This window comes from Alteromonas lipotrueae, assembly GCF_019249215.1.
In the GTDB taxonomy this organism is placed as follows: Bacteria; Pseudomonadota; Gammaproteobacteria; order Enterobacterales; family Alteromonadaceae; genus Alteromonas; species Alteromonas lipotrueae.
This window is the reverse complement of sequence record NZ_JAESDI010000008.1, coordinates 105,030-129,085: the sequence shown is the minus strand read 5'-3', so window position 1 is coordinate 129,085 and position 24,056 is coordinate 105,030. Positions and strand designations below refer to the sequence as shown.

Here is a 24,056-nt window from a genome sequence, read left to right as displayed (position 1 = left end):
CATTTAACGAATAATGCTTAAACGTGAACCTTGCGTAGGCAGGAACTATGCCTTAGTACTTTAACGTGCGAAGACTGTGGTGCAATACCGCCAAGCTAGCGGCAACATCATCTGTGGTGATTGACTCAGCCGGATGGTGACTAATACCACCCTTACAGCGTGTGAATAACATAGCAACAGGGCATATCTCAGCCATTGCCATTGCATCATGTCCTGCACCCGAGGCCAGTACTTTGGGTACTATCCCAGCTTCAGTTACACCCTTAAGCAATGTATTTTGTAGGGCGCTATCACAGTGAACCGCTGGCGCACTGTGCGTTTGCTCAACTTTTAATTCCACATTACGCAATATGGCAATGTCATTGATTTTTTGCAAAATCTCTGCCAATGCGGCGTCTCTTAACGGGTCTTCTTCACTGCGAATGTCTAATGAGAACTGACAGCGCCCTGAAATTACGTTCACTCCATTGGGCGCATTTTCAATTTTACCCACGGTAGCCACAACGCCTGGACGCTGCTGGCTAATAGACTCTACTGCTAAAATCATTTCTGCGCTGGTGCACAAAGCATCATGGCGCATCGACATAGGCACAGTACCCGCGTGTCCTGCCATACCGGTAACGGTTAAAGAAAAGCGCTTCGCACCGGCAATAGCGTTAACCACACCGACCGGTAAATTCTCTTGCTCTAATACTGGGCCTTGCTCAATATGCAATTCTAAGTAACCCAGTAAGTCGGTCCGTGCAATGGTAGCGCTGTTAATGGCATCAAAATCCAGTCCGAAGTTTTTCATCGCATCTTCAAGCGAAATGCCATCTTCATCTTTTAGCCTGCGCCATTCGTTTTGCCATTTGCCCGTTAATGCACGGCTACCTAAAAGTGTGGTGCCAAAACGCGTGCCTTCTTCGTCACAAAAACCAACAATATCGATATGAAAAGGAAACTGTTGGCCTACGCCGCTGAACATGGCCATTAGCGTAACAGGGGCTACCACACCTAGCATGCCATCATATTTACCGCCATTTGGAACGGTGTCTAAGTGACTGCCAATAATCAATCGAGGTGCATTTGGAACGGCCGATGTATAGCGGCCCCAAATATTACCCACACTGTCTTGCCAAGTTGTCATGCCAGCTTCTATCATCCAACCAGAGGTTAATTGGTTGGCGAGCTTGTGCTGTTCGGTTAAATAGCGTCTGTCTAAACAGGTAGGGTTTTGGCTTAACGAACCTAGTGCTTCACAGCGCGCCATGACTAACGCGGCCGCATCAGAAAACTCAGACATTCATGGCTCCCGAATACACAGCAAGTGCGGCGTCTACGCCAGCGCCAGCCGGTAGCGACATACCTTGCTTACGTAATACGGTTTCTAGCGACTGAAGGGTATGCAATACCGCATCTTGGCGGGCGTTATAACCCATGGTGCCTATACGCCAAATTTTACCTTTGAGAGGGCCAAAGCTGGTGCCAATTTCAATGTTGAAACGCAGTAGCAGGTCTTCACGTACTTGCTCGCCGTGTACGCCATCAGGAATAACCACACCTACTACATTACTCATTTTGTTAGCTAGGTCGCCAAATGGTGTTAGCCCCAACGCTTGCACGCCTGCTAGCATGGCATCGCCTGCTACTTTGTGACGTGCAATAACATTTTGCTGGCCTTCTTCAAGGTGCAAAATAGCGCATTCACGGGCACAATAAAGCATGGTAGCGGCTTCGGTATGGTGGTTTAAACGCTCATCACCCCAATAATCCATGATCATGCCAAGGTCGAAATAATTAGAACGAATTTTCGGGCCACGGGCACTTTCATGGTGTGCATCTCGAATACCGGCTTCAACGTGATGGCGAGTTCGCACCACATCAACGAATTTTTTGCTCATGGTAATGGGCGCACTGCCTGAAGGGCCGCCTAAACATTTCTGCAAACCTACTGAAACTGCATCTAGCTTCCATTTGTCTACTTCTAACGGGTTACCACCTACCGATGCGGTTGCATCGCAATAGAACAACACGTCGTTGGCTTCACAAATGGCACCAATGTCATCAAGAGGCTGAAACATAGTGGTAGAAGTGTCGCCTTGTACAATCGCTAACAGCTTTGGCTGAACTTTCTTAATGGCCGCTTCTATTTGCTCGGGCTTAAATACTTCACCCCATGGCACTTCAATAGTGTGTACTTCCGCGTCGGCGCGCTCTGCAATTTCAGCCAATAAATGCCCAAAACGACCGAAAATAGGTACTAATACTTTGTCTCCAGGCTCAATAGCCGACACTAAAACCGCTTCAATACCAGCGCGCGACGTGCCGTCAATCAGCATGGTTTGTTGGTTTTCAGTGTTAAATAACGTGCGGTATAGCGCCATGGTTTCATTCATGTAGCCCGTCATTACTGGGTCGTATTGCCCCACCAATTGTGTAGACATGGCAGACAAAACACGGGGATAACAGTTAATAGGGCCTGGGCCCATTAAAAGGCGCGGTGGAGGGGTTAAAGGTGCAAAACCAGTCATACTAGGCTCCTAGATAAACACCTGCGCAAGCATGCGCAGGCCAGTAATGATGAGAACAACAGCGAAAATCTTCTTAAGTAGGCCTGCGTCTAACTTATTGGCAATGCCTGCACCAATTGGCGCAAAAATTACCGTTAGCGGTACAATGCATGCGAAACCAAGTAGGTTAACGTAACCGTAGGTAGCAAACGGCGCATCAACAGGTGTAGTGCCTACAAATAAAAGGGTAATAGCAGCTGGCAGCGATATAATTAGGCCAACAGCGGCAGCTGTACCTACTGCTCTGTGCGCAGGGTAGTTACAAAAGGTAAGGGTAGGTACGGTAAGTGTGCCGCCACCAATCCCAACCATGGAACTGAAAAAGCCAATACACGCCGCCATAATAGATTGCCCAACACGCCCAGGTAGGCTGTTAAACAAGGCATCTTTTTTGCCAATTAGCATGTTGATGGCAGACAAGGTGGCAATAACACCAAACATCAATGTTAAGAAGTTAGCGTCTAGTACGGTGACTAAGTAACTTCCTGCTAGAACGCCAATTAAGATGAACACAGCCCATGCCTTTAATAGCGCAAAATCTACGTTACCTTTGCTGTGGTGGGCGCGAATAGAGCTAATAGACGTTGGAACAATTGTGGCCAGCGATGTTGCGGTTGCTATTACCATCGCACTTTCTGCCGATACGCCTAACGCTTGAAATAGAAAAAACAGGACTGGCACTATAACAATACCGCCGCCGACACCTAACAGGCCAGCCAGTAATCCGGCGAACACGCCTGTACCAATTAACGATAAAATTACCGTCATGTTATCGAGTAAAAACTGCATAAATAAAGAGTCTCGTTATGAATTAAATCTTGTGCTTGTGAGCAAGCTTTTTGTATACAAATTTGTGTAAGTAAAAAAACGCTTGGCCACAATTAAATTATGGTGGATTGCTCTGGCTTATCTAAAAAGGGGTGGACGTCCTTTAAAAATAAGCCAAAAGCAACACACCGATAAAACGGCTTGGGTAGTTTATTAAACCCGTATAGAGTTAACTATTATCGATAGATGTAGAATCTAACGATTAAGCTGCGCAGTTAAACCCTATCAGTAAAGGCTTTACCATCGCTGCGTGGATCGCTTGCTGCACTGACAGACCCCGTTGGCGTGCGAATGACCGCTCCCGCGTGACCCATCAGTTCGTTACAAGGGTCGACAGTCACCATGTCGTGACCACGGGCAATAAGGCTTTCGCCTACATACTCGGCTAAGTCACGCTCGGCTTTTAAGTTGTTACTTTCATCACCCCAAGTACGGCCTAGTAACCAGCGGCCAAGCGCAATGGCTTTATCAATAGGTTGGTTGTGATAAATATGGCGGGCAAATAAAGCAGCTTGTGTTTGTGGCTGACCTTCACCGCCCATGGTGCCGTAACTCATGCGTCGCCCATCGGATAAATCGGCGAAGGCAGGGTTAAGCGTATGAAACGGTTTCAACCCAGGCTTTAAGTATTGGTTGCTAGCAGAGTCTAACGAGAATGAAGTCCCTCGGTTATTCCATACAATGCCGGTTTGTGGGCTAACAATGCCTGAACCAAACTCCCAATAAAGCGATTGAATGTAACTTACCATTCGGCCTTCGCTGTCACACGCGCCCATCCAAATGGTATCGCCTGGCTTCGCCACATGTGGCCATGGCTGCGCTTTTTCTACCGAAATGTGTTTAACCATTTCATCTAGCGAGGCATCGGTTAATAGGCTAGATAAATCTACAGGCGTACGTGATGGGTCGGTCACGTTCGCATTTCGTGCAATAAACGCTTGTTTGGTGCATTCAATCAATAAGTGAACCATGTCAGCATCGGTAGTGCCTAAATGCTGAACCTTGTCGTACAGCGCTAAAATAATTAACGACGCTACACCTTGGGTAGGTGCAGGTAAGTTATACAAAGTGCCTTTGCTGGTAGTAACTGAAAGCGGTTCTACAATTTGCGCTTTGTATTGATTGAAATCTTCAATACGAATAGGTGAGCCAGCGGCTTCTAAATCGGCTGCTAGTTTGCTAGCGAGTTCGCCATGATAGAAGTCATCAAGCCCGGCTTTGGCTAAGTGGCTGAGTGTTTTAGATAACGCTGTCAGTTTAAGGATTTTGCCTTTTTTAAGTGCTTTGCCCTTAATTAAAAACTGATCGAAGTTTGGGTCACTCGCCAAATCGTCAAAGGTTTTATTGCTGGCATCTACCAAGCTTTGCGTTACCTCAATACCCCAATTAGCCTGGCTAATTGCCGTATCAAACAAGGTATTAAGCGGCAGACCATCTTGCCACTGGTGGCTTATTTTTAACGCTTCATTCCAACCCGCAACAGCACCGGCCATAGTCAGGGCTGATTTTCCGCCTCGGCTAGGAATAGCGCTGTCGTCTTTATAAAATTCAGGGGTGGCACCTAGTGAGGCAACGCCCGACGCATCAATGCCAACAGGGGCTTTGCCAGGTTCGCTAATTAACCAAAATCCGTCGCCACCCATGCCATTCATATGGGGGTATTCCACGGCAATAGACGCCGCCGCCGCCACCATAGCTTCAATCGCGGTGCCGCCTTTTTCTAAAATATTCAAACCCACTTGCGACGCCGCAAAGTGAGGGGCTGTAAAGCCTACGTTATGCTTTTCACTCATTGTCTTTTTTTATCCATTTGTTATTTGGCCAATGCAACCTTGTTTTCTCAGAAAGCCTAGTATGACCAATCAATTTGCTGTCAGTGCTTTCGCTAGCTTAATGAGTGCAAGATCGCTGCCTTTTTTGCCCACCAGTGATAAACCACATGGGGCGTTTTGTAGGGTAAATAGCGGCATATGAATTTGTGGAAGCTCTGCTAAACCTGCAATTGAGGTAAGCGCAAGCAGGGCATTCCTATCGTTCGCTAATGTTTCTTCATCAGCATCGCACCGAGGTGCAATACCGGGAGTAGTGGGTATCAACAATACGTCTACGGTTTCAAATAAGCCGTTTATGTATTCTTGAAACGCCACTTGCTGCTTCTTGGCATGTTCAATCTCTTGTTCGGAAATCGTTTCACACCAATCTAATCGAAGCATAATATCGTGGGCAATATCAGGGTGAGTGTCAGTTATCCACTGGCCATGTTGCTGCCAAATTTCAGCACCTTGTAAAACGCGAAACGTCGCGGCAGTATTCAGTGCCGATAAATCCAATTCGTCTTCGGTGATAGTGCAAACCGTCACACCCGCTTTTTCGTTAAGCGTTTCAAGCCATTTTGTGACCAAAGCGCCGTGTTTCGCACTTTGAAGCAAATGCTGAACAGCACCAATTCGTATTGTGATGTTGTTAGTGTCGTTTGCGATGGTAGACAGTTCTTCCTGCCCAGCATTGGCTAAACAAACGTGGCTCACTTTTTCTAAGGTGTCGATATCCCGCGTCATCCAACCTATGGTGTCGAAAGACGGTGCCAGTGCCACCATGTTGTCACACGGTATCGCGTTGTGCGAAGTACGTAAGCCCCATAATCCTTGATAACTAGCAGGAACACGAATAGAGCCACCTGTGTCTGTACCCAACCCAATATCAGCTAAATGCGCCGACACCGCCACTGCCGAACCTGAAGATGACCCCCCTGGAATGTGAGCAGGTGCAATGGGGTTAACCAGTTGTGGATAATGTTTATTTTGTCCATGTAGGCTATAAGCCAACTCATCGGTAATCGTCTTACCTTTAAACGTGACGCCTGCACTACATAATGCTTCAACGGTACTATTGGTGGCCGTAGGTACAGGGTGCGTCGCTAACCAATCAGGGTTCCCGGCTGCGGTGGGTAGCCCTTCAATGTGAAATAAATCTTTTACCGCTAATGCATAGCCCTTTAAGGAATAGCCCTTTAATTCGCAAGCTGTTGGTGACGCATTGACTGTCGCAGAATCTGGTGCAGATGCTGAAGGGCTTTTAGCATGTATTTTAAAATCAGCAGGAATAGAAACAAAAGGAGAAGACACGGTACATTCGCAATAGTGAAAAAGATACCTCCATGAAACAATCGTTTCTCTTTATTGTCAAGTGAAACGTTTGTTGCTGGTGTGTAATATGCTTTGTTTTTGTGGCCTAGTTTATGAGTTGTTTTCAATAAGGCAATTACAGGCGATTTGTGAGGTGGGTTAATAACCAATACAACGGCGAAGCTGTGTTCGCATTAAAACCGACTGCCAGGTTCCAAAAGAAACTGTTCTTCTTCTTTCGTGCTGGTTCTGCCCAATACCAAGTTTCTGTGTGGATATCGACCAAATTGCTTAATAATATTCACGTGTTTCAACTCATATTCATATTGTTTTTCTAAACCAGGAACCGCAAAAAGTTGAAGCGCAATATCGTGGATAGCCAAAGATTCGCTATGCATAAATGGCATATAAAGAAATATGCATTGTTGAGGGGTAAGGGTTTTGTCAGCCTCAACGCTAACAGCCTCTTGGGCTAATACTAAAGCCACAGGGTCTTGCGAGTAAGCGTGAGGCGTGTCTCTGTATATATTTCGTGAGAACTGATCAAGCAACAAAATTTCCGCCAACCGGCCTGTAGGGGTGGCTCGCCAAGGCCATAACTCGCCCCGAGATGCGGCGCGATGCAAGGTTAAAAATTGCGATGCAATAGTACGATCTAGTGCAGAGTCTTTAGTGAACCATTGTGAAGGAGTTAGTTCATTAAACCAAAATGCTAAAACTCTGCTAGACTCTTCTATAACAAGGTGAGATTTGTCCATTTCTACTCCAACTACGAATGCTAGGTTGCCTTTTTACGGGAGAACAGCGCAGTTATCTCTTGTAGCACGTGTGGCAACACGATTCTTAATACGTACCAGTTTACTTATTCGATCTTCTATTCTTGCCTAAAAATTAATCTAATAAAAGTCGTTAATGTTACTTTCGCTCGGAAGGCTCTAATTCATCAAGGTCGCCATACAGGTTAGTAATGGCTTTAACCCGTTCAGATGCACTATCACCCAGTGCGGAATACGTAAAGTTACATAAGGTAGAAACCAAGCTCATTGGGGCGGCGTAACTGTCGAAGGGGGCGTAGTTATCTACCTGTGAACTTAGATGGTTGCCCAAATGGCACACGAGCAGATGCTTTACGTTATCCCGATATACTTGCCCGGTTGGATCGGTGATTAAAATAGTTTGGCAGTGAGAAACGGTATTTAATACATGCTTGAACTGCCGAGTGCGCCTACGAAACCCAAATAACACCACCACATCGTCTTTACCTAAATCGACTAAATCTTCCCCCAAGGTTTGACCAGGTTGAGGCAAAAGCCTGACTGAGGTGCGAATTTGCTTAAGCTGCTGGCGAAAATGCAGCGCTAATGGATAGGCGTTTCGAAAGCCGATAAGGGTAATTTGTTGCGCGTTCGCCAGCTTTTCAGCAATGGCAGTAAGCGTAGCAATATCAATATTATCGAAAGTGTGCGAAATATTATTGAGTTCTTGCTCGTGCTGCAGAACCGCAGTCGTGCTCGGGCTTACCGGCACGCCCTGTTCGCGTAAGGTAAGCAACGTATTTTTTGCTTCCTGATGCGACTCAAAACCAAGCTGGCGAAAAAAACGGCTTACCGTGGCTTTCGAGGTGTTGGTTTGTTCAGCAATATGAGAGGTGGATTGGGTTACAACGGCAATAGGGTTGCGCTGTAAATACTGAGCAATAGTTTGGCCTGAAGGTGATAAAGACGCATAGTGCTTCTCTATTTGCTTAATAACATCGTTCGAATTTTGGGCCATAGTGAATTATCTTTAACTGCTCAGTGTGCTTGCCGCGTGCTTTTAGGTGTGTACCTATATTGATGCTTTTTAGCAAATAACAACAATATCGTGAAGGAAAAAATTTCACCAAATATACCCATGAGCCTGTTATTTATACACACAAAAAACATTCTTCGGGGTGTAATTAAGTGAAAAATCAACCGCCGTGCCTTCTTCACACATTATCACGTTCTATTATCACACCCTAATTCAAGACAGAAAGCTTCAAAAACCCGCCGTATATTGGTGACTTACTAATTTACGCCTAATGTATAACGCTGCAAGATAAGACTTCTACGCCAATTGGCACTATAATTTCATTATCTTTTATAATTCATAATTATGTCATCAATTTGCAATCAAGTAGGGGTCTTCGTGGTAAAGCTGTGGTCTGAGTTGCTCATTTTGTTCGTTGCACTGCCCATTGCCGTACTTTACTGGATAAACCACGTTTCCGATTGGCTTATGCCTATTTTGGGCATAGTGTGTTTGTTTTGTTTAAGCGTGCTGCTAGCCGATAAACAATTCCAACGAATTCGTTTATGGCATTGGGAAGATTACGGGCCTCATTTAAAAAGTACACTTAAGCTATTTTTACCTTGGGCAAGTTTGCTTGCGCTATGCGTTTATCTCATTAAACCTGAACTATTTTTGCATTGGCCCATTAACGAGCCATGGATGTGGGTAGTTACGTTATTGGTGTATCCAGTGGTGTCGGTTATTCCACAAGAAATCATTTTTAGAACCTTCTTTTTTCATCGTTACAAACTTATTTTACCTTCGCGTAATGCGCGCTGGGTGTTAAGTACCTTCGTGTTTGGTTTGGCGCATTTAATTTACGGTAATTGGGTGGCTGTCATTATATCGTGGTGTGGTGGTGCTATATTTGGCTATCGCTACATGCAAACAAACTCAACGCCCATTGTGGTAATTGAACATGCTATTTGGGGAAGTTTTCTTTTCACCATCGGTTTAGGTTCATACTTAGTAGTGGCTGGCCCTTAACACAAAGGGAAAGCAAGGGCTAAGTAGGGCCATAACAGAGGCTATATCGAAGACTTTGTTACAGCTTAAGCCAGAACTTAAACCAGTACATGAGCATGTGCGTACTACAGATATGGTACTACGTAGAAACTAGCGTGGTGATGGTCATATTGTTAGGCTGCACCCGTGGCAAGTAACCTCATTTCAAGGAGCGAAGGTGGGCAACATCAATTCTTTAACGGCTTTTTTTAACCTAGTAGGTTTCTACCTAACAAAGCTCGACTTAACAAATTTCATTCTAACAAACATATTTCCCACAGCTTTATTGGCCGCAGATGCCGTTGCGCCTTCCTCTGGAGTAGAAAACCTTTCAGAAGCGCAGTCGGTTTTATTAGATTTATGGCACGGCTTTTTGTATCGCTTACCTGGCCTTGGTGTTGGCCTGCTCATTATGGCGCTGTTTATTTTTGCTGCAGGGCCATTATCCCGATTGCTACTTAAGCCTTTTTCTTTTTCTTCGTTAACCCCCTTAATTAAGTCGGTAGCGCAACGCTCTATTAGCTTGGTTATTATTTTGCTTGGGGTGTATTTATTCCTATTTATGGCAGGCTTAACCGGCTTCGCGGTAGCGGTAATAAGCGGAACTGGCGTAGTAGGGTTAATTCTTGGTTTTGCCTTTCGTGATATTGCCGAAAACTTTATTTCTAGTTTGTTACTTACCATTCAAAGGCCGTTTCGAATAGGCGATATTGTTGAAATAAACGAGTTTACCGGCATTATTCAAAAGGTAACGTCTCGTGCTACTACCATGGTGGATTTTGACGGAAATCATATTCAAATTCCCAACGCGACCATTTACAAAGGTGTGATAAAAAACCTGACGGCTAACCCATTAATGCGCGGCCACTTCGTGCTGGGAGTAGGTTATGATGCAGACATTCGTAACGCACAGCATTTAGCGGTACAGATAATTTCTAGCCATGCGAAGGTACTTACCGATCCTGAACCCCAAGTGCTAATCGATAATTTAGGGGCATCGACCTACAATTTAAAAGTGTATTTTTGGGTGAATGTTGAAGATACCAGCGTGCTTAAAATGTCGTCGTTACTTATGCGCCAAATTGTAGGCCGATTTACTGAGGAAAACATTAGCATGCCTGACGATGCTCGCGAACGTGTATTCCCCAATGGGTTAGCCATAGTGTCTAATCAATCGGTGAGTAAAGAAGATACAGCTGATGATGCCAGCGGTTTCACATCGCTTAATAAACCCATCTCCGAAAGTAATAACTTCCCGTTAGCGACTAACAAAAAATCAGCGGTAGAAATAGCGGGTGAGTCGGAAGAAAGTAAAGCGTCGGCATCTGCAACTCAGGCAAATAAAGCTCAGGCAGATACAGCTCGCAGCAGTGCTAATTCAGCGCTTGAACACGAAAATGACAACGAAGACGTTAGCAGTGAAGCAGAAGATATTAGAGAGCAAGCGAAGAAAGCCCGCGACCCTGAAAGTGGTGAGAATATTCTTTAGCTTGCAGCATATAGGGTTGAACACTCTAAGCTGAGTGATGAAACGTTTAGCCGCCTTACGTTAACTAGGGCGCGGTTGGCGATAAATTGCAGCGACCTAGAAAGTTTTGCCATAACGTAACATGGGCTTTCATTGTGGCGCTGTATTGCGTGAAGTTATCAACAGCGTGGGTGCGTATGTGCGCTTTAAATGGGACGCTCAATGCAGTGTTTTCCGCCCATTGTTCCCATAAAGGCTGTAGCTGGTAGTGGTAACTATTAAGCGTACTCGCAATGGGCTGAATTTCTTCTATAAAGTACAAGTAAAACACATTTCGTAAAATAGTGGCTTTGTCGCTGTTTGTTCCATTTTCGCACTTCACGTCATTTAGCGCAGGTGCTAATACTTGGTTCAGTAACGCTAAACGGTTATTCAATATAGCTTGGGTTTGCCATAGCTTTGCAGGAAGCCGAGAAGACGCAATTATTTGTAATTGTTGTTCAAGTTCATATTCAACAACACCTTGTGACTGAGCAGTTTTAGCTAATCCATTAATAAAATTAAGCGCACTGACCGACGCCTTGGCATCTTTATTGCCATTGGCCTGTAGTGGCGATGAAGCCATGCTTAACCCAAGTTTCATTTCAGAACTGGTTTGCACCACGTTTGCCCAAACGTTCATATACTGACTGCGTTTTTGTTTACGCCATTCTGCTACTGTTGCTGCAGTGGGGTTTTGTGCCTCTTTCAGTGTGGTTTCGCACTTTGCCAATGCGTTCAATAATTGATGTTCATACTGCAAGCGCTGTGAAGGCAATTGGGTTTTACCCAAAGCTGTGTTTCTTTCAGCCACTATCCGGCCAAGTTCGCAATCTTGTATGGCGTAAAACTCTCTAATGTTTATATTCAGCGCAGTAACCTTGTTGCCTAGCGCCGTGAGCGATGGATAGGTTTGAGAAGGCAGGGCAAGCGTAGCGTCTAATTGCAGCGTGGAATGGGCTTCACCTTCTAAGGTTTCATCTGCCGGGGCGCTATTTGGTAAAGAAGCATCTGGCAAAGCTGCTTCGGCTAACGGGCTTTCTAATACCCTCGATAAACGGGTGGTGTATTCATCCATGGTGTCGTTAATGCTAGGCGCACCAAAGCACCCTTGCAATAACCCCAAGGCTATTACTACGCCAGCTAGTCGCATGCGCTTATGCCGATGCATTAGTATGCAAGCTTCGGCCACCATCCACATAAATGATTTGCCCCGTAATATAATTAGCTGAAATTAAAAATGTTGCGGTGTTTGCAATATCTTCAGGCGAGCCTAATCCGCCCAATGGAATGCTATCTAGCAATCGCTGTTTTTGGTCGAGCTCTAATTCTCTTTCAGGCCACAGTATGGCGCCAGGTGCGATACCATTCACCCGCACCTCTGGTGCCATTTCAACCGCCAGTGAACGTGTAATAGACGCCAACGCCGTTTTAGCCAGGCCGTACACCGTATGGTGGGGCAGTGGGCGGTCTATATGCATATCAACCATGTTGATAATGCAGCCATTATTTGCTTTTAGCGCAGGCCATAAAGCTTGAGATAAAAACAGTGGGCCTTGAACGTTGCTGCCAACCAGTGCCTGCCAATCACTGGCAGAAATATTGCCTAACGGGGTAGGGTAAAAGCTAGACGCATTGTTGATTAATACGTTAATACCGGTTGCACTATTATCACTGCAATCTTCACGGGCTGGTTGCTCAGTGTCCACATCAAAGACATTCGGCGCAGTGGCTTGCTGTGCTAAACGAGTAATATCGTCTAACTTGCACAAATCTGCTTGCAAACATGCTGCACTGTTAGGCCTTATTGCATTTAATGTATTTACCAATGCGTTGGCGTGTTCAGCTGAATGGCCATAATGTACAATCACCCGGTAGCCTGCACTGTGAAGGGTTCTCGCCATAGTGGCACCAATGCGTTTCGCTGCACCAGTAATGAGTGCAACTGGTGGATTGCCTTGTCCAGCCTTATATCCGTTCTTTGGCTCGCCAATGTGAGAGGCGTTGGTAGGATCAGCCGTTACTGTATTCCCAATAGCGTTTTTTTCAGTAGGTATGTGTTCGTTAGGCATTTGCAGGCACTGCTCTGTTAATCAATAATCTGTTATTTACTATTTCTGTTTGCATAAGTTTGACAGCATTTCCAACAATTTAAAGATAAGAATAAGTAAGCTTTGCAGCAGCTGGTGGGATATTTCACTTATTGTTTATACCCCGTAAGCACAAAATATAGCTCGCAAGGCATCGAAAATACGCTTGCCCATTGCATGTGTGTTTACAGCCGTTATAATCGCCCATCGATAATTGTTTATACCGCCAACCCAAGTATGCGTGTTGGCAAAGAGTAAACGGTTATAAGGCTTATATGGTTTATATAGCACTTTCCGCTTATGTAATGAATATAACGACTACGCGTAAACACCAAATTAAGTGTTTTTATAATTAAAGATGCAAGTGGCGCAGAGTAGGCGTCACCACTGTAAAGGATATATCATGCCAGTAATTACCCTTCCTGATGGAAGCCAGCGCGCTTTCGACCAATCAGTTTCTGTATTAGATGTTGCCAACGATATCGGCCCAGGTTTAGCGAAAGCGACTATTGCGGGTAAAGTGAATGGCGAATTGGTAGACGCAGTAGACCTTATTGAGTCAGACGCTCAACTACAAATTATTACCGCTAAAGACGAAGCCGGCTTAGAAATTCTTCGTCACAGCTGCGCGCATTTGTTAGGCCATGCTATTAAGCAACTTTGGCCTAATACCAAAATGGCGATTGGCCCTACTATCGACAACGGTTTTTACTACGATGTTGATATGGAAGAGAGCCTTACTCAGGAAGATATCCAAAAGCTTGAAAAGCGTATGCTTCAGCTAGCAAAAACTAACTATAACGTGGTTAAAAACAAAGTTAGCTGGCAAGAAGCACGCGATGCATTCGAAGCACGCGGCGAAACTTATAAAATGGAAATTCTAGACGAGAACATCAGCCATGATGATCGCCCAGGGTTATACCATCATGAAGAATACGTAGACATGTGCCGTGGCCCTCACGTGCCTAACATGAAATTTTGCCAAAACTTTAAGCTTATGAAAGTAGCCGGTGCATACTGGCGTGGCGACAGCGACAATAAAATGTTGCAACGTATTTACGGAACCGCATGGGCTGATAAAAAGCAACTTAAAGCCTACTTACAGCGCTTAGAAGAAGCTGAAAAGCGCGACCACCGTAAAATTGGTAAAGCGTTGAACTTGTTCCATTGGCAAGAAGAAGCGCCGGGCATGGTGTTTTGGCACAACGATGGTTGGTCTATTTACACCGAGCTTGAAAAGTTCGTGCGTGAAAAGTTACGCGATTACACTTACGACGAAGTAAAAGGCCCATTAATGATGGACCGTTCGTTGTGGGAAAAATCGGGTCACTGGGAAAAGTACGCCGAAAACATGTTCACTACCGAATCTGAAAAGCGTGAATATGCTATTAAGCCAATGAACTGCCCAGGCCACGTTCAAATATTTAACCAGGGCTTGAAGTCTTACCGTGACCTTCCGTTGCGTATGGCTGAGTTTGGTTGCTGTCACCGTAACGAACCTTCTGGTGCGCTACACGGTTTAATGCGCGTTCGTGGGTTTACCCAAGACGACGCTCATATTTTTTGTACCGAAGAACAGATCCTAGAAGAAGTAAGTGGCTGTATAAAGATGGTGTATGAGACTTATGCAGCATTTGGTTTTGAAAAAGTAGCGGTTAAACTATCTACTCGCCCTGAAAAGCGCGTTGGCAGTGACGAAATTTGGGATAAATCAGAAGCCGCATTAGCCGAAGCACTTAAAGCCAACGATATTGAATTTGAATATCAGCCAGGTGAAGGCGCGTTTTACGGCCCTAAAATTGAATTTACATTGCACGATTGCCTGAATAGGGCATGGCAGTGTGGAACGGTTCAGCTAGATTTCTCTATGCCGGGTCGTTTAGGTTCTACTTATGTAGCTGAAGACGGCGAACGTAAAGTGCCTGTAATGATCCACAGAGCTATTTTAGGTTCATTAGAAAGATTTATCGGTATTCTTACCGAAGAGTTCGCTGGCTTTTTCCCGCTGTGGTTAGCCCCTCAGCAGGTGGTAATTCTAAATATTACCGATAGCCAAGGCGAATATGCACAGGAATGTGTAAAAAAACTGCAAAAAAGTGGATTTAGAGCAAAGTCGGACTTGAGAAATGAGAAGATTGGCTTTAAAATCCGCGAGCACACTCTCAAGCGTGTTCCTTATATGCTAGTAGTAGGTGATAAAGAGATGGAAGCTGGCGAAGTAGCAGTACGCTCTCGCAGTGGCGACGACCTAGGCAAAATGAGCCTGGAATCTTTTATTGCCATGGCAAATCAGGAAGTGGCAGAAAAGACCATTAAATAGTTTGAGGGTTTTCGTGTATACTACACGACGGTGTTTGCTTACCAGTACTGAACATTACACAGGCGGTAAGCAAACAGAAGAATTAAATGTTTGGAGGAATGCACATTAAAGGCGCTAATAACAAGGCTCAGGGCGACAAAGCCCGCATAAACGATGAAATTAAAGCCAAAGAAGTTCGCTTAATTGGCAAAGATGGTGAACAAGCCGGCATTGTGACGTTAGCAGAAGCGACGAAACTTGCTGAGGAAGCCAGTCTTGATCTAGTAGAAATCAGTCCGAATGCTGAGCCGCCAGTCTGTAAAGTTATGGACTATGGCAAATTCCTCTTTGAAAAAAGTAAAGCTCAAAAAGAGCAGAAGAAAAAACAGAAGCAAATTCAGGTCAAGGAGATTAAGTTCCGCCCTGGCACTGATGAAGGCGATTACCAGGTAAAACTGCGCAACCTGCGTCGCTTTCTTGAAGGTGGTGATAAAGCCAAAGTTACGATCCGTTTCCGCGGACGTGAAATGGCGCACCAAGAGATCGGTATTGAACTACTAAACCGTGTTAAAGCGGATTTAGAAGAGATTGCTGTGTGCGAGTCTTTCCCACGTCGTGTGGAAGGCCGCCAAATGATCATGGTGCTAGCCCCAACTAAGAAGTCGTAGTGGTCTAAAAGTTTTTGAGGTACTGCAATCTCAAAACACCCTGCGGCTAAACATTAACCGACAAACGGTAACTGCATACCCAGCGTCGATATTAACAATGCGGAGTTTTAGCAATGCCTAAAATGAAAACTGTAAGCGGTGCCGCCAAACGTTTTAAGAAAACGGGTTCTGGCCGCTTTAAAAGCAAACAGTCTCACTTACGTCACATTTTGACTAAGAAGAGCTCTAAGCGTAAACGTCACCTTCGTGGCAAAAAACTGGTTCATGATTCTGATACCAAATTGGTTCAGCGCATGTTGCCGTACGTATAGACTTAGGAGACTGATTAATGGCTAGAGTAAAACGCGGCACGGTAGCACGTGCACGTCACAAAAAAGTCCTCAAGCAGGCAAAAGGTTATTACGGTGCTCGTTCACGTGTTTATCGCGTAGCGGTACAAGCCGTAACTAAAGCTGGTCAATATGCTTACCGTGACCGTCGTCAGCGCAAGCGTCAATTCCGTCAATTGTGGATTGCACGTATTAATGCTGCGGCACGTCAAAATGGTATGTCATACAGCCGTTTCATTAACGGTTTGAAAAAAGCGTCTGTTGAAATCGATCGTAAGATCCTTGCCGACATCGCTGTACATGACAAAGCGGCTTTCAGCGCACTAGTCGATGCGGCTAAAGGCGCATTAGCTTAATTATTAACTAATTAAGTTTAAGTTCTTTCGGAAAAAGGCGAGCAGGATGCTCGCCTTTTTTCGTTTCTGGCGTTTAGAAATATAAAATCGTTTTCAATAGTTAGCGGCATATCGGTGAAACCTGAATAGTCGAACACCGCAAATAGAAAAGTGTAAAAACACCAGACACCTAATAGCTCGAAATTTATTCAAGACGCTAACGATCAGTGCTAAGCAAGTGTAAATCCAATGCTAGGCTAGAGCTAAAAGGGTACGGTTAAATTAATCCCTTCGCTCATATAAATATCATCATAAGCCAACCCCCCATTGCCATAAGGTTGTTTAATTGGCCCTGTATTGCAGTTAGCCAAAAAGTAAATCAGGGGTAATTCCCGCTTCATTCTGAAGTTGGCATTTTCGTAAACTAGCGATTGGCTTGAAAACTCGCCGCCTTTCACATACACACGATATACTTGCCCGCCATTTTTAACGGTGGCGTTATTAACCACATACCAAATGCTATACCATACACCTTCTTTTAAAGGCTTAGCATCTTTGTTGTTGTCAGTATTTTTTACACTGGCATATTGGCGATACTTGTCTTCGCTGTCTATTTTAACCATCAGACTACCATTGTTTTTAAAACCGTTAGATTCCGCCTTATCGGTAACCCGAAGGGTAGGTTCAAATGCGTTGTAACCATGTTTAATTATGTCGGCAGGGTGCATGTTGCTAATGCCAAAAGCATGGTTATTAGGAAAGCGCTCAACGCGAATTCTTGTATAAAACGTATAAGTTTCACCAACAGGAATTGGCTGGGGTAGGGCTTTGAACGTAAGGGCTTTTCTATTGCCTACCACGCCATCTGGCGCAGGTTTTTTAAATAAGAAGCCATTGTTGACACTGGGCACAGTAGAGGAGGTATCTTTAATTGAATTTGACGCTGAATCTGAATCTTGAACCCGAATTTCAGTAACTTGGGCATTTTCTAAAAAGGGGGTAGTATCGTTTTGCGTGTCGGCTAATTGCCAACCAGTTAGCGTTTTAGTATCAAAAGTATCAATCACTAACCAAGGCGAAGGGTGTTGTGTAGGTAATAAGTAACAAGCAGTAAGTAAGAATGACGTACTAATCAGTAATAGGTACTTCATTACGTGCCTTGAAATGTAATGACTGTTGCTTATTTATACACGTAAGGCACCAAAAACTGCAATGTAAAATAACCATTTAAATTGCCTTTAAGTTTTACTTAGTGTGTGCAATTACAGTTAACATATCCCCATTGGTAGAAACAAAAAAGCCTCAACATAGAATGTTGAGGCTTTCGTTTGTCAAATTTTACGAGCTGTAACTAATAAGTTTAGTAGGCGTTCTTATTCGCTAACCCACCAAATACCGTCATAAATACAATTTTAATATCGAACCAAACAGACCAACGGTGAATGTAGTCTAAATCGTACTCTACGCGTTGTACCATTTTGTTCACTGTCTCTGTTTCGCCACGTAAGCCGTTTACCTGCGCCCAACCGGTAATGCCTGGCTTCACCTTGTGGCGCAGCATATAACCGGTAATAAGCTTACGGTATTCTTCGTTGTGCGCTACCGCATGGGGGCGGGGGCCTACAATTGACATTCTTCCCTGCAGAACGTTTATAAACTGCGGAAGTTCGTCTATAGAAGAGCGACGCAAAAAGCCACCAATCTTGGTTAAGCGAGCATCATTCTTAGTAGCCTGTTTAACCACATCTCCGTTGTCTTGCGTGGTCATAGATCGGAACTTATAAACCGTAATTTGTTTTCCATCTAACCCGTAACGCTTTTGTTTGAAAATAACGGGGCCTTTAGAAGTAAGCTTAACTGCCGCGGCTATGCCTAACATAGGGATGGCCAACATCATTAATATTAAAATGCTTAATACAATATCTTCAAAGCGTTTTAAAATGTCGCTAGCACCTTGGAAAGGCGTGTCGTATACACTTAACGCTTGTACCGACCCAATCGACTGCCAGCGGGCATTAAGCAAGTTATACATAAAGAAGTTAGGAATAATATAAACGTTAGCGGTAGTGTCGCTGCACTTTTCAAGAATGTGACGAATACGGTTCTCTGCACTCATTGGAAGAGCAATGTAGATATAATCCACTTCATTGCGCTTAGCCATTTCAATAGCCGACTCAATATTGCCTAATACTTGGTTTTTAAACTCGTGCGGTAAGCGATCTTCACTTCTATCGTCGAACAAGCCTAAGAAACGAATACCTAAATGTTCGTTCCCCATAATTTGATTAGCCATGTTGTAACCCAATTGGGTTGCACCAATAACAATCGACTTTCTCGAGTTTAAACCGCTACGGCGAAGGCGAAATAAAAACTTACGCATAACATAGCGCCACGCGATAACCGCAACAAACGATGATGCACACCATAAAATTACACCAGGGGGCGTAATTCTAATATCACCAAAGAAAAAGAAACCGAACGCCATTGTTGCTAGCATGCTAAGCGCCCACGTTATAGCTGCTGCACGTAACATTTCTGGTGTTCTGTGCCCCCGCCAAGAACGATAAAGCTCTACGCATTCACCCGAAAACTGGAAACTTATAACGTAAACAAATAGGAATAGAAGGCTGCCAGCCGTTACGGGGCTGTCGTAATAAAATGCTGAAGCGTAATAAAGTAAGGTCACAAGGCATAAATCAATAAGCCTATAAATGGTTGAAAAACCACTTTGGTTCCTAACTATTAGCCCGCCCGAAGCATTGGGTTCAACCTCGTGAGATTTGAGGACTTGGTTAGGTGCTACTTTATTATCCATGTAAGTATCTCTAAGAAATAAAAGTTCACGCCGACTTCAATTGTCAATAAAGCAAAAGACCACTGCGTTTATTAAGGCTTTAGTTAAAACTAAAGCAAAATGTGTACCGGAAAGCTTTCGAAAACAAAAAATTGAAAACATGAAGAGGGGGTTAACCACACTACGCTAACAAAAAGCCGATTAAGTGATGTTACCACTCTTTCAGCTTAACCATAGTATAAGCAGGTTGTAATTTTATTACAAAACTATTGAAAGCAATTATCTAACTGATATTGTAAGATAACCTATAAGCTTTATACTGCGTGCGGTTACTCTTCAGCTTCCACATTAGAAACTTCATTCAAAACTCTGTAGCAAGGCTGCGCATATAGCAAGCAAGCCGGAAAAACAGACACATTGCTGCAATATTTAATAGCTATGCTATCAGCGGTGATGGGGTGGCCTGAATGTCGCGCTTTTAGTGGGACGGCTGCGTGAGTACGACTGATTCAGCCAACACAATAGGGGGCTAAACCTTGTGTGGCACAGAATTAGCATGTTTAGCGGCATATAACTGAAAGATTATAGATATCACACTCAAATCGGTTGAATAAAGGTGGTTGGTGTTGTTTTTTTGAGCACTGAAGCAAATGTTGCACTGTTTTACCCCAACATTTACCCGAATAAAACCAAAAAAATTTTAGGAGCGAGTATGTTTAAAAGGACAACAGGCCTTGTTGCACTGTCGGTAATTAGCGCCATATCGAATGCACAAGAGGCTGGCCGTATTGAAGCAGGCCAATTCGACATTATCCCCACCTTCAACACATCAATGAGTTATGTTGATAACGTAGCTTACGCTCGTGATGGTGAACCTAAAATTTACAGCTGGCGGGCAACGCTATCGCCAGAAATAATTGCCGCCACAGAAGTTGATGGTAACCCTGTTCAATTTGGTTATCGATTAGAGCGCGGCGTGTACTTCTCGAGTAGTGCCGATGATTACACCGATCATTTTGTTGAAGCTACCGGTGAGTATGAGCTAAATAGTCGTCATCGCCTTAGTGGAACAGCGCAATATGAAGATGGGCACGAAGATCGCGGTACTGGTTTTTCACTAGGGGCCGGCAACGACATTACTACGCCTGATAGGTTTAAAAGTATGTATGCGGGTGCCGAATACAGTTACGGTGCATTAACCTCGAATGGCATGCTTACGCTTAAGGCAAATCGCGAAACGCTAGATTATGACCGAGAAGAACAAGCTTACCTGCTTCGTGATCGTGCTAAGAATAAAATAGGCGCTGAGTTTGCCTATAAAATTGCACCTTCAACAGCATTAGTTATTGATGTAACCAATACTTATACCCGTTACGACCGTGAGTTGTCAGCAGCCTCAAGCCTAGATAGTGACACGCTACGTGTTTTAGGTGGTCTTACGTGGGAAAGTACCGCCGCAACAACTGGTTTTGCAAAAGTGGGTTACACGGAAAAAGATTTTGAATCTGCAACCCGCAGTACGTTTTATGGTGTTGATTGGGAAGCCGGGGTTGAATGGCAGCCTGTTACCTATTCAACGTTTCGTTTTGCTACCAGTGCCGATACACGTGAAACCAATGGTGAAGGTAATTTCATTCGTGGTCGCGATTACACAGCATCATGGGAGCATGAGTGGCTTCAGCGCTTAAGTACGTCGGCCAGTATCAGCAAACTTACTGATGAATATGTATTAGACGACGAAGGCATTGCCAACCGTGAAGACGATTTAATGCGTTATACCGCCGCGTTAAACTATCAAGCACGTCGTTATTTAAGCTTCTCTTTGTATTACACATTAAATGATAGAGACAGTAACCGAGATACGATAGGTTATGATAGAAGCATAATTGGTTTATCTGCCGAGGTTAGCCTGTGAAGCAAAGTGTAAACAGTATTTTCGCATTCCTTTTTGTTGTAGTGATGTCGTTCAATGCCCTTGCACAAGAAGGCAATTTAAGTATGAGCCGCTACCAATTGGGCTCTGGTGACAGAATAAGCATTAATGTATTTGGCCAAGACGATTTGTCGATGGAAGTACGATTGCCCGATGTTGGCACTATTAATTACCCGTTTATGGGGGAAGTTAAATTAGTAGGGTTAACATTAGGCGAAGTAGAGCAGCTTATTTACGAAGGCTTAAAGGGGGACTACTTAGTAAACCCGTCGGTGTCGGTTACTATTATTGACTACCGCCCCTTCTTTATAGACGGCGAAGTAAAACGCCCTGGTGGCTACCCTTACCAGCCCGGTTTGTCGGTAAATAAGGCGGCAGCATTGGCAGGCGGCTACACCGAGCGCGCAGCAAGAGATAAAATAACAATAGTTCGAGAAAAAGATGGCACATCACGTAGCTTTACCGTAACAGTAAGCGACATGATTCAGCCCGGTGATATCATTACCGTTAACCAACGCTTTTTCTAATTAGCAAAAATTTCAGGATACAAAAATAACATGGCAGTAAATCAAAGGGACGATGTGAATCATGGCGTGCTAGATAGTGAAACTATCGATATAGCGCACTATTTTGGCATACTGAAACGCTACGCTTTTCGCATTGTTTCGTTAGCCATAGCATTCACCATATTGGTGGCTTTGCTGGTAATGCGAATGACGCCACTTTATACGTCGTCTACCACTATATTGGTCGATTCTGAAAACGCGAATGTGGTTTCAATAGAAGAAGTGTATGGCTTAGATACTAAGCGTAAAGACTACATGCAAACCCAATACGAAATATTACGTTCGCGCCAAATAGCCGAGCGTACCGTAGAGGGGATGAATTTACACTTAAACGATAAGTTCATGCCGCCTGAAGAAGGCCCCAGCGCGATTGACTCGCTTATAGACAGTGCAAAAGACATGCTGCCGTTCCTGCCTCAAGAAGAAGTGGTAGCGCGCACAGAAGCGCAAATTATCGCCGCTAAAAAACGTTCGGCAGTATTCAGATTAATGCGCGCTGTAGAAGTAAGCATGGTAGATAACACCCAGGTAATGAAGATTTCTGTAACCACCGAATCTGCATCCTTGTCGGCTGAAATTGCCGATACTATTGCCGATGTTTACATTGAAAACTATTTGCAAGCCAAGCTTGATATGACCGCTAAAGCAACGTCGTTTCTTACCGAAAGCTTAGAAGGCTTAAAAGATAAACTCGATATTGCTGAAAAGAACCTATCGCAGTTTTATGAACGCAATCAAGTAGTAAACATAGATGGTGTAGTAGGCCTTGCCGCCGACGAACTAGAGCGTTTAAGCACGCAGTTACTTGATGCCCAAACCGCATTAAAGTTAAACGCGGTAATATACAGACAAACTCGCAATAACGTAACGCTTGACGACATTGCTCGGTTACCAGAAGTACTGAATCACCCTACCATCCAAGGGGTACGCCGCGACGAAGCTAAAGCCATGACCCGCGTGTCTGAACTTAGCAAAGTATATGGCCCTAAGCACCCTAAGATGATTGCGGCAAATGCCGAGCTATCTTCCATTCGCGAAACGTTAAATACGCAAACTCGCGATCTTATTTCTAGTATTACTACCCAATACCAAGTTTCAGAGCAGCGCGTTGCGCAATTGAAACAAGAAGTAGAAGTGGCAAAAGCAGAGTTTCGAGGTCTTTCAGCTTTAGATAATGAGCGCAAAGCCCTTCAGCGCGATGTTGATATTAACCAGCAGTTGTACAATTCCTTCTTTACCCGTTTGAAGGAAACCGATGAATTAGGTGGTTTTGAATCAGCTAACGCTAGAGTGTTAGATAGCGCTGTAGTGCCGTCGGTACCTTCTGAGCCTAATAAAAAGCTGCTAATTGGCGCGGCTTTCGTATTTAGCATTGGCTTTGGTGTGTTCTTGGCCATTACCATGGAAACGCTAAATAGCGGTATTCGTTCGGTAGAAGATGTAGAGCGTAAGTTAGGCCAGCGTATGTTGGGTTTAATTCCTTGGCTTGCTCATAAAAAGAAAACGAACTTACCTATTCGCACTTATTTCGATGGTAAAAAGCATCAGTTCGCAGAATCGGTTAGAACCTTACGTACTAGTTTGTCGTTATTGAATTTAGATAAAGGCAATCAGGCTATTATGGTTACCTCTAGTGTGCCGAAGGAAGGTAAAACTACCGTGTCTATTAACCTAGCATTCGCGTTAGGTCAGTTAGACAAAACCATATTAATAGATGCCGACCTACGCCGCCCAAGTATTGGAAAGCAGTTTAATATTCCTAACTACCAGCCAGGCGTAGCTAACCTTATTCTTAAAACGCACAGTTTCGATGAATGTTTGGTGCGTGACGAACAAGCGAATATCGATATTCTTTCGGCAGGTACTATACCGTCTAACCCGCAAGAGTTGCTGGCCGATAAAGGCTTCGATGCGCTAATTAAAGAATTAAAGACCCAATATAAATATGTTGTGGTAGATACAGCACCTACCCAAGCGGTAAGTGATTCAATGGTAATTGCTAACTCGTGCGACTCTATTATTTACGTGGTACGTGCCGACAGTACGAGCGAAAAAATCATTAATACTGGGCTGTCTCGTTTCTTACAAGTTGGGCATCGTCTTGATGGGGTAGTGCTAAATCAAGTAGACTTACGAAAGTCTGATGTAGCACAGAGGTACGGCGGGTTTTATGATCAGTATGATTATACTAGTCATAAGGACAGCTAATAATT

Annotated in this window: 20 protein-coding genes; 9 read left to right on the top strand and 11 right to left on the bottom strand. The window is 44.2% G+C overall.

The features are described 5' to 3' along the window. Positions 1-52 precede the first annotated feature (52 nt). The 7 genes from JKP82_RS11085 to JKP82_RS11055 form a co-directional block, all read right to left on the bottom strand. Entirely contained in the window at positions 53-1,285 is a 1,233-nt protein-coding gene (locus tag JKP82_RS11085) for an allantoate amidohydrolase (RefSeq protein ID WP_159531054.1), read from the bottom strand. Then, on the bottom strand, positions 1,278-2,513 hold the full coding sequence (gene pucG / locus JKP82_RS11080; protein ID WP_218397060.1) for a pyridoxal-phosphate-dependent aminotransferase family protein: 1,236 nt from the start codon (positions 2,511-2,513) through the stop codon (positions 1,278-1,280). Before pucG ends, JKP82_RS11085 begins: the two co-directional genes overlap by 8 nt. A 9-nt stretch (positions 2,514-2,522) precedes the next feature. Next, positions 2,523-3,341: a sulfite exporter TauE/SafE family protein gene (locus tag JKP82_RS11075; protein WP_159531050.1), complete on the bottom strand. Its 819-nt coding sequence runs from the start codon at positions 3,339-3,341 to the stop codon at positions 2,523-2,525. 254 nt (positions 3,342-3,595) lie between these two features. Then, entirely contained in the window at positions 3,596-5,173 is a 1,578-nt protein-coding gene (locus tag JKP82_RS11070) for a gamma-glutamyltransferase family protein (RefSeq protein WP_218397058.1), read from the bottom strand. A 69-nt stretch (positions 5,174-5,242) separates the two neighbouring features. Further along, on the bottom strand, positions 5,243-6,505 hold the full coding sequence (locus tag JKP82_RS11065) for an amidase (protein WP_218397056.1): 1,263 nt from the start codon (positions 6,503-6,505) through the stop codon (positions 5,243-5,245). A 194-nt stretch (positions 6,506-6,699) separates the two neighbouring features. Continuing rightward, positions 6,700-7,263 (bottom strand): DUF924 family protein, encoded by a 564-nt coding sequence (locus JKP82_RS11060; protein ID WP_218397054.1) that lies wholly within the window; start codon positions 7,261-7,263, stop codon positions 6,700-6,702. 157 nt (positions 7,264-7,420) lie between these two features. Then, entirely contained in the window at positions 7,421-8,278 is an 858-nt protein-coding gene (locus tag JKP82_RS11055) for a MurR/RpiR family transcriptional regulator (RefSeq protein WP_159531042.1), read from the bottom strand. Positions 8,279-8,674: 396 nt separating this feature from the next. Here JKP82_RS11055 and JKP82_RS11050 point away from each other — a divergent pair, with 396 nt between their 5' ends. Together JKP82_RS11050 and JKP82_RS11045 are read left to right on the top strand one after the other, a co-directional pair. Further along, a complete protein-coding gene (locus JKP82_RS11050; protein WP_159531040.1) occupies positions 8,675-9,304 on the top strand; it encodes a CPBP family intramembrane glutamic endopeptidase in 630 nt (209 codons plus the stop codon). 304 nt (positions 9,305-9,608) lie between these two features. Beyond that, the gene (locus JKP82_RS11045) at positions 9,609-10,811 is read left to right on the top strand and encodes a mechanosensitive ion channel family protein (RefSeq protein ID WP_258544388.1); all 1,203 of its coding nucleotides are present in this window, start codon (positions 9,609-9,611) and stop codon (positions 10,809-10,811) included. Positions 10,812-10,875: 64 nt separating this feature from the next. Here the strand turns inward: JKP82_RS11045 and JKP82_RS11040 are convergent, their stop codons facing one another. Both JKP82_RS11040 and JKP82_RS11035 read right to left on the bottom strand, forming a co-directional pair. Then, complete coding sequence (locus JKP82_RS11040; protein ID WP_218397051.1) at positions 10,876-12,000, bottom strand: DUF3080 family protein; 1,125 nt, start codon at positions 11,998-12,000, stop codon at positions 10,876-10,878. Continuing rightward, complete coding sequence (locus JKP82_RS11035; protein ID WP_373996596.1) at positions 11,987-12,733, bottom strand: SDR family oxidoreductase; 747 nt, start codon at positions 12,731-12,733, stop codon at positions 11,987-11,989. The genes JKP82_RS11040 and JKP82_RS11035 overlap by 14 nt, the downstream gene beginning before the upstream one ends. A gap of 589 nt (positions 12,734-13,322) precedes the next feature. On the opposite strand from JKP82_RS11035, the gene thrS reads away from it, so the two are divergent. The 4 genes from thrS to rplT all read left to right on the top strand — a co-directional run bounded on the left by thrS (position 13,323) and on the right by rplT (position 16,571). Continuing rightward, complete coding sequence (gene thrS, locus JKP82_RS11030; protein WP_159531032.1) at positions 13,323-15,239, top strand: threonine--tRNA ligase; 1,917 nt, start codon at positions 13,323-13,325, stop codon at positions 15,237-15,239. Positions 15,240-15,337: 98 nt separating this feature from the next. Next, positions 15,338-15,886 carry a translation initiation factor IF-3 gene (gene infC, locus JKP82_RS11025; protein WP_126873690.1) on the top strand — a complete coding sequence of 183 codons (549 nt, stop codon included), beginning with the start codon at positions 15,338-15,340 and terminating at the stop codon, positions 15,884-15,886. 113 nt (positions 15,887-15,999) lie between these two features. After that, positions 16,000-16,197 carry a 50S ribosomal protein L35 gene (gene rpmI / locus JKP82_RS11020; protein WP_012518091.1) on the top strand — a complete coding sequence of 66 codons (198 nt, stop codon included), beginning with the start codon at positions 16,000-16,002 and terminating at the stop codon, positions 16,195-16,197. Positions 16,198-16,214: 17 nt separating this feature from the next. Further along, entirely contained in the window at positions 16,215-16,571 is a 357-nt protein-coding gene (rplT, locus tag JKP82_RS11015) for a 50S ribosomal protein L20 (protein ID WP_013784592.1), read from the top strand. A gap of 242 nt (positions 16,572-16,813) precedes the next feature. Here rplT and JKP82_RS11010 read toward each other — a convergent pair whose 3' ends face one another. After that, positions 16,814-17,701: a hypothetical protein gene (locus JKP82_RS11010; protein WP_218397047.1), complete on the bottom strand. Its 888-nt coding sequence runs from the start codon at positions 17,699-17,701 to the stop codon at positions 16,814-16,816. 209 nt (positions 17,702-17,910) lie between these two features. Further along, entirely contained in the window at positions 17,911-19,365 is a 1,455-nt protein-coding gene (locus JKP82_RS11005) for an undecaprenyl-phosphate glucose phosphotransferase (RefSeq protein WP_159531028.1), read from the bottom strand. 691 nt (positions 19,366-20,056) lie between these two features. Here JKP82_RS11005 and JKP82_RS11000 point away from each other — a divergent pair. The 3 genes from JKP82_RS11000 to JKP82_RS10990 are packed head-to-tail and all read left to right on the top strand — an operon-like array spanning position 20,057 to position 24,051. Then, positions 20,057-21,259, top strand: coding sequence for an outer membrane beta-barrel protein (locus JKP82_RS11000; RefSeq protein WP_159531026.1), 1,203 nt, complete (start codon positions 20,057-20,059; stop codon positions 21,257-21,259). A 44-nt stretch (positions 21,260-21,303) separates the two neighbouring features. Next, on the top strand, positions 21,304-21,804 hold the full coding sequence (locus JKP82_RS10995) for a polysaccharide biosynthesis/export family protein (protein ID WP_201299299.1): 501 nt from the start codon (positions 21,304-21,306) through the stop codon (positions 21,802-21,804). A 30-nt stretch (positions 21,805-21,834) separates the two neighbouring features. Next, the gene (locus JKP82_RS10990) at positions 21,835-24,051 is read left to right on the top strand and encodes a GumC family protein (RefSeq protein ID WP_159531024.1); all 2,217 of its coding nucleotides are present in this window, start codon (positions 21,835-21,837) and stop codon (positions 24,049-24,051) included. Positions 24,052-24,056: the final 5 nt, after the last annotated feature.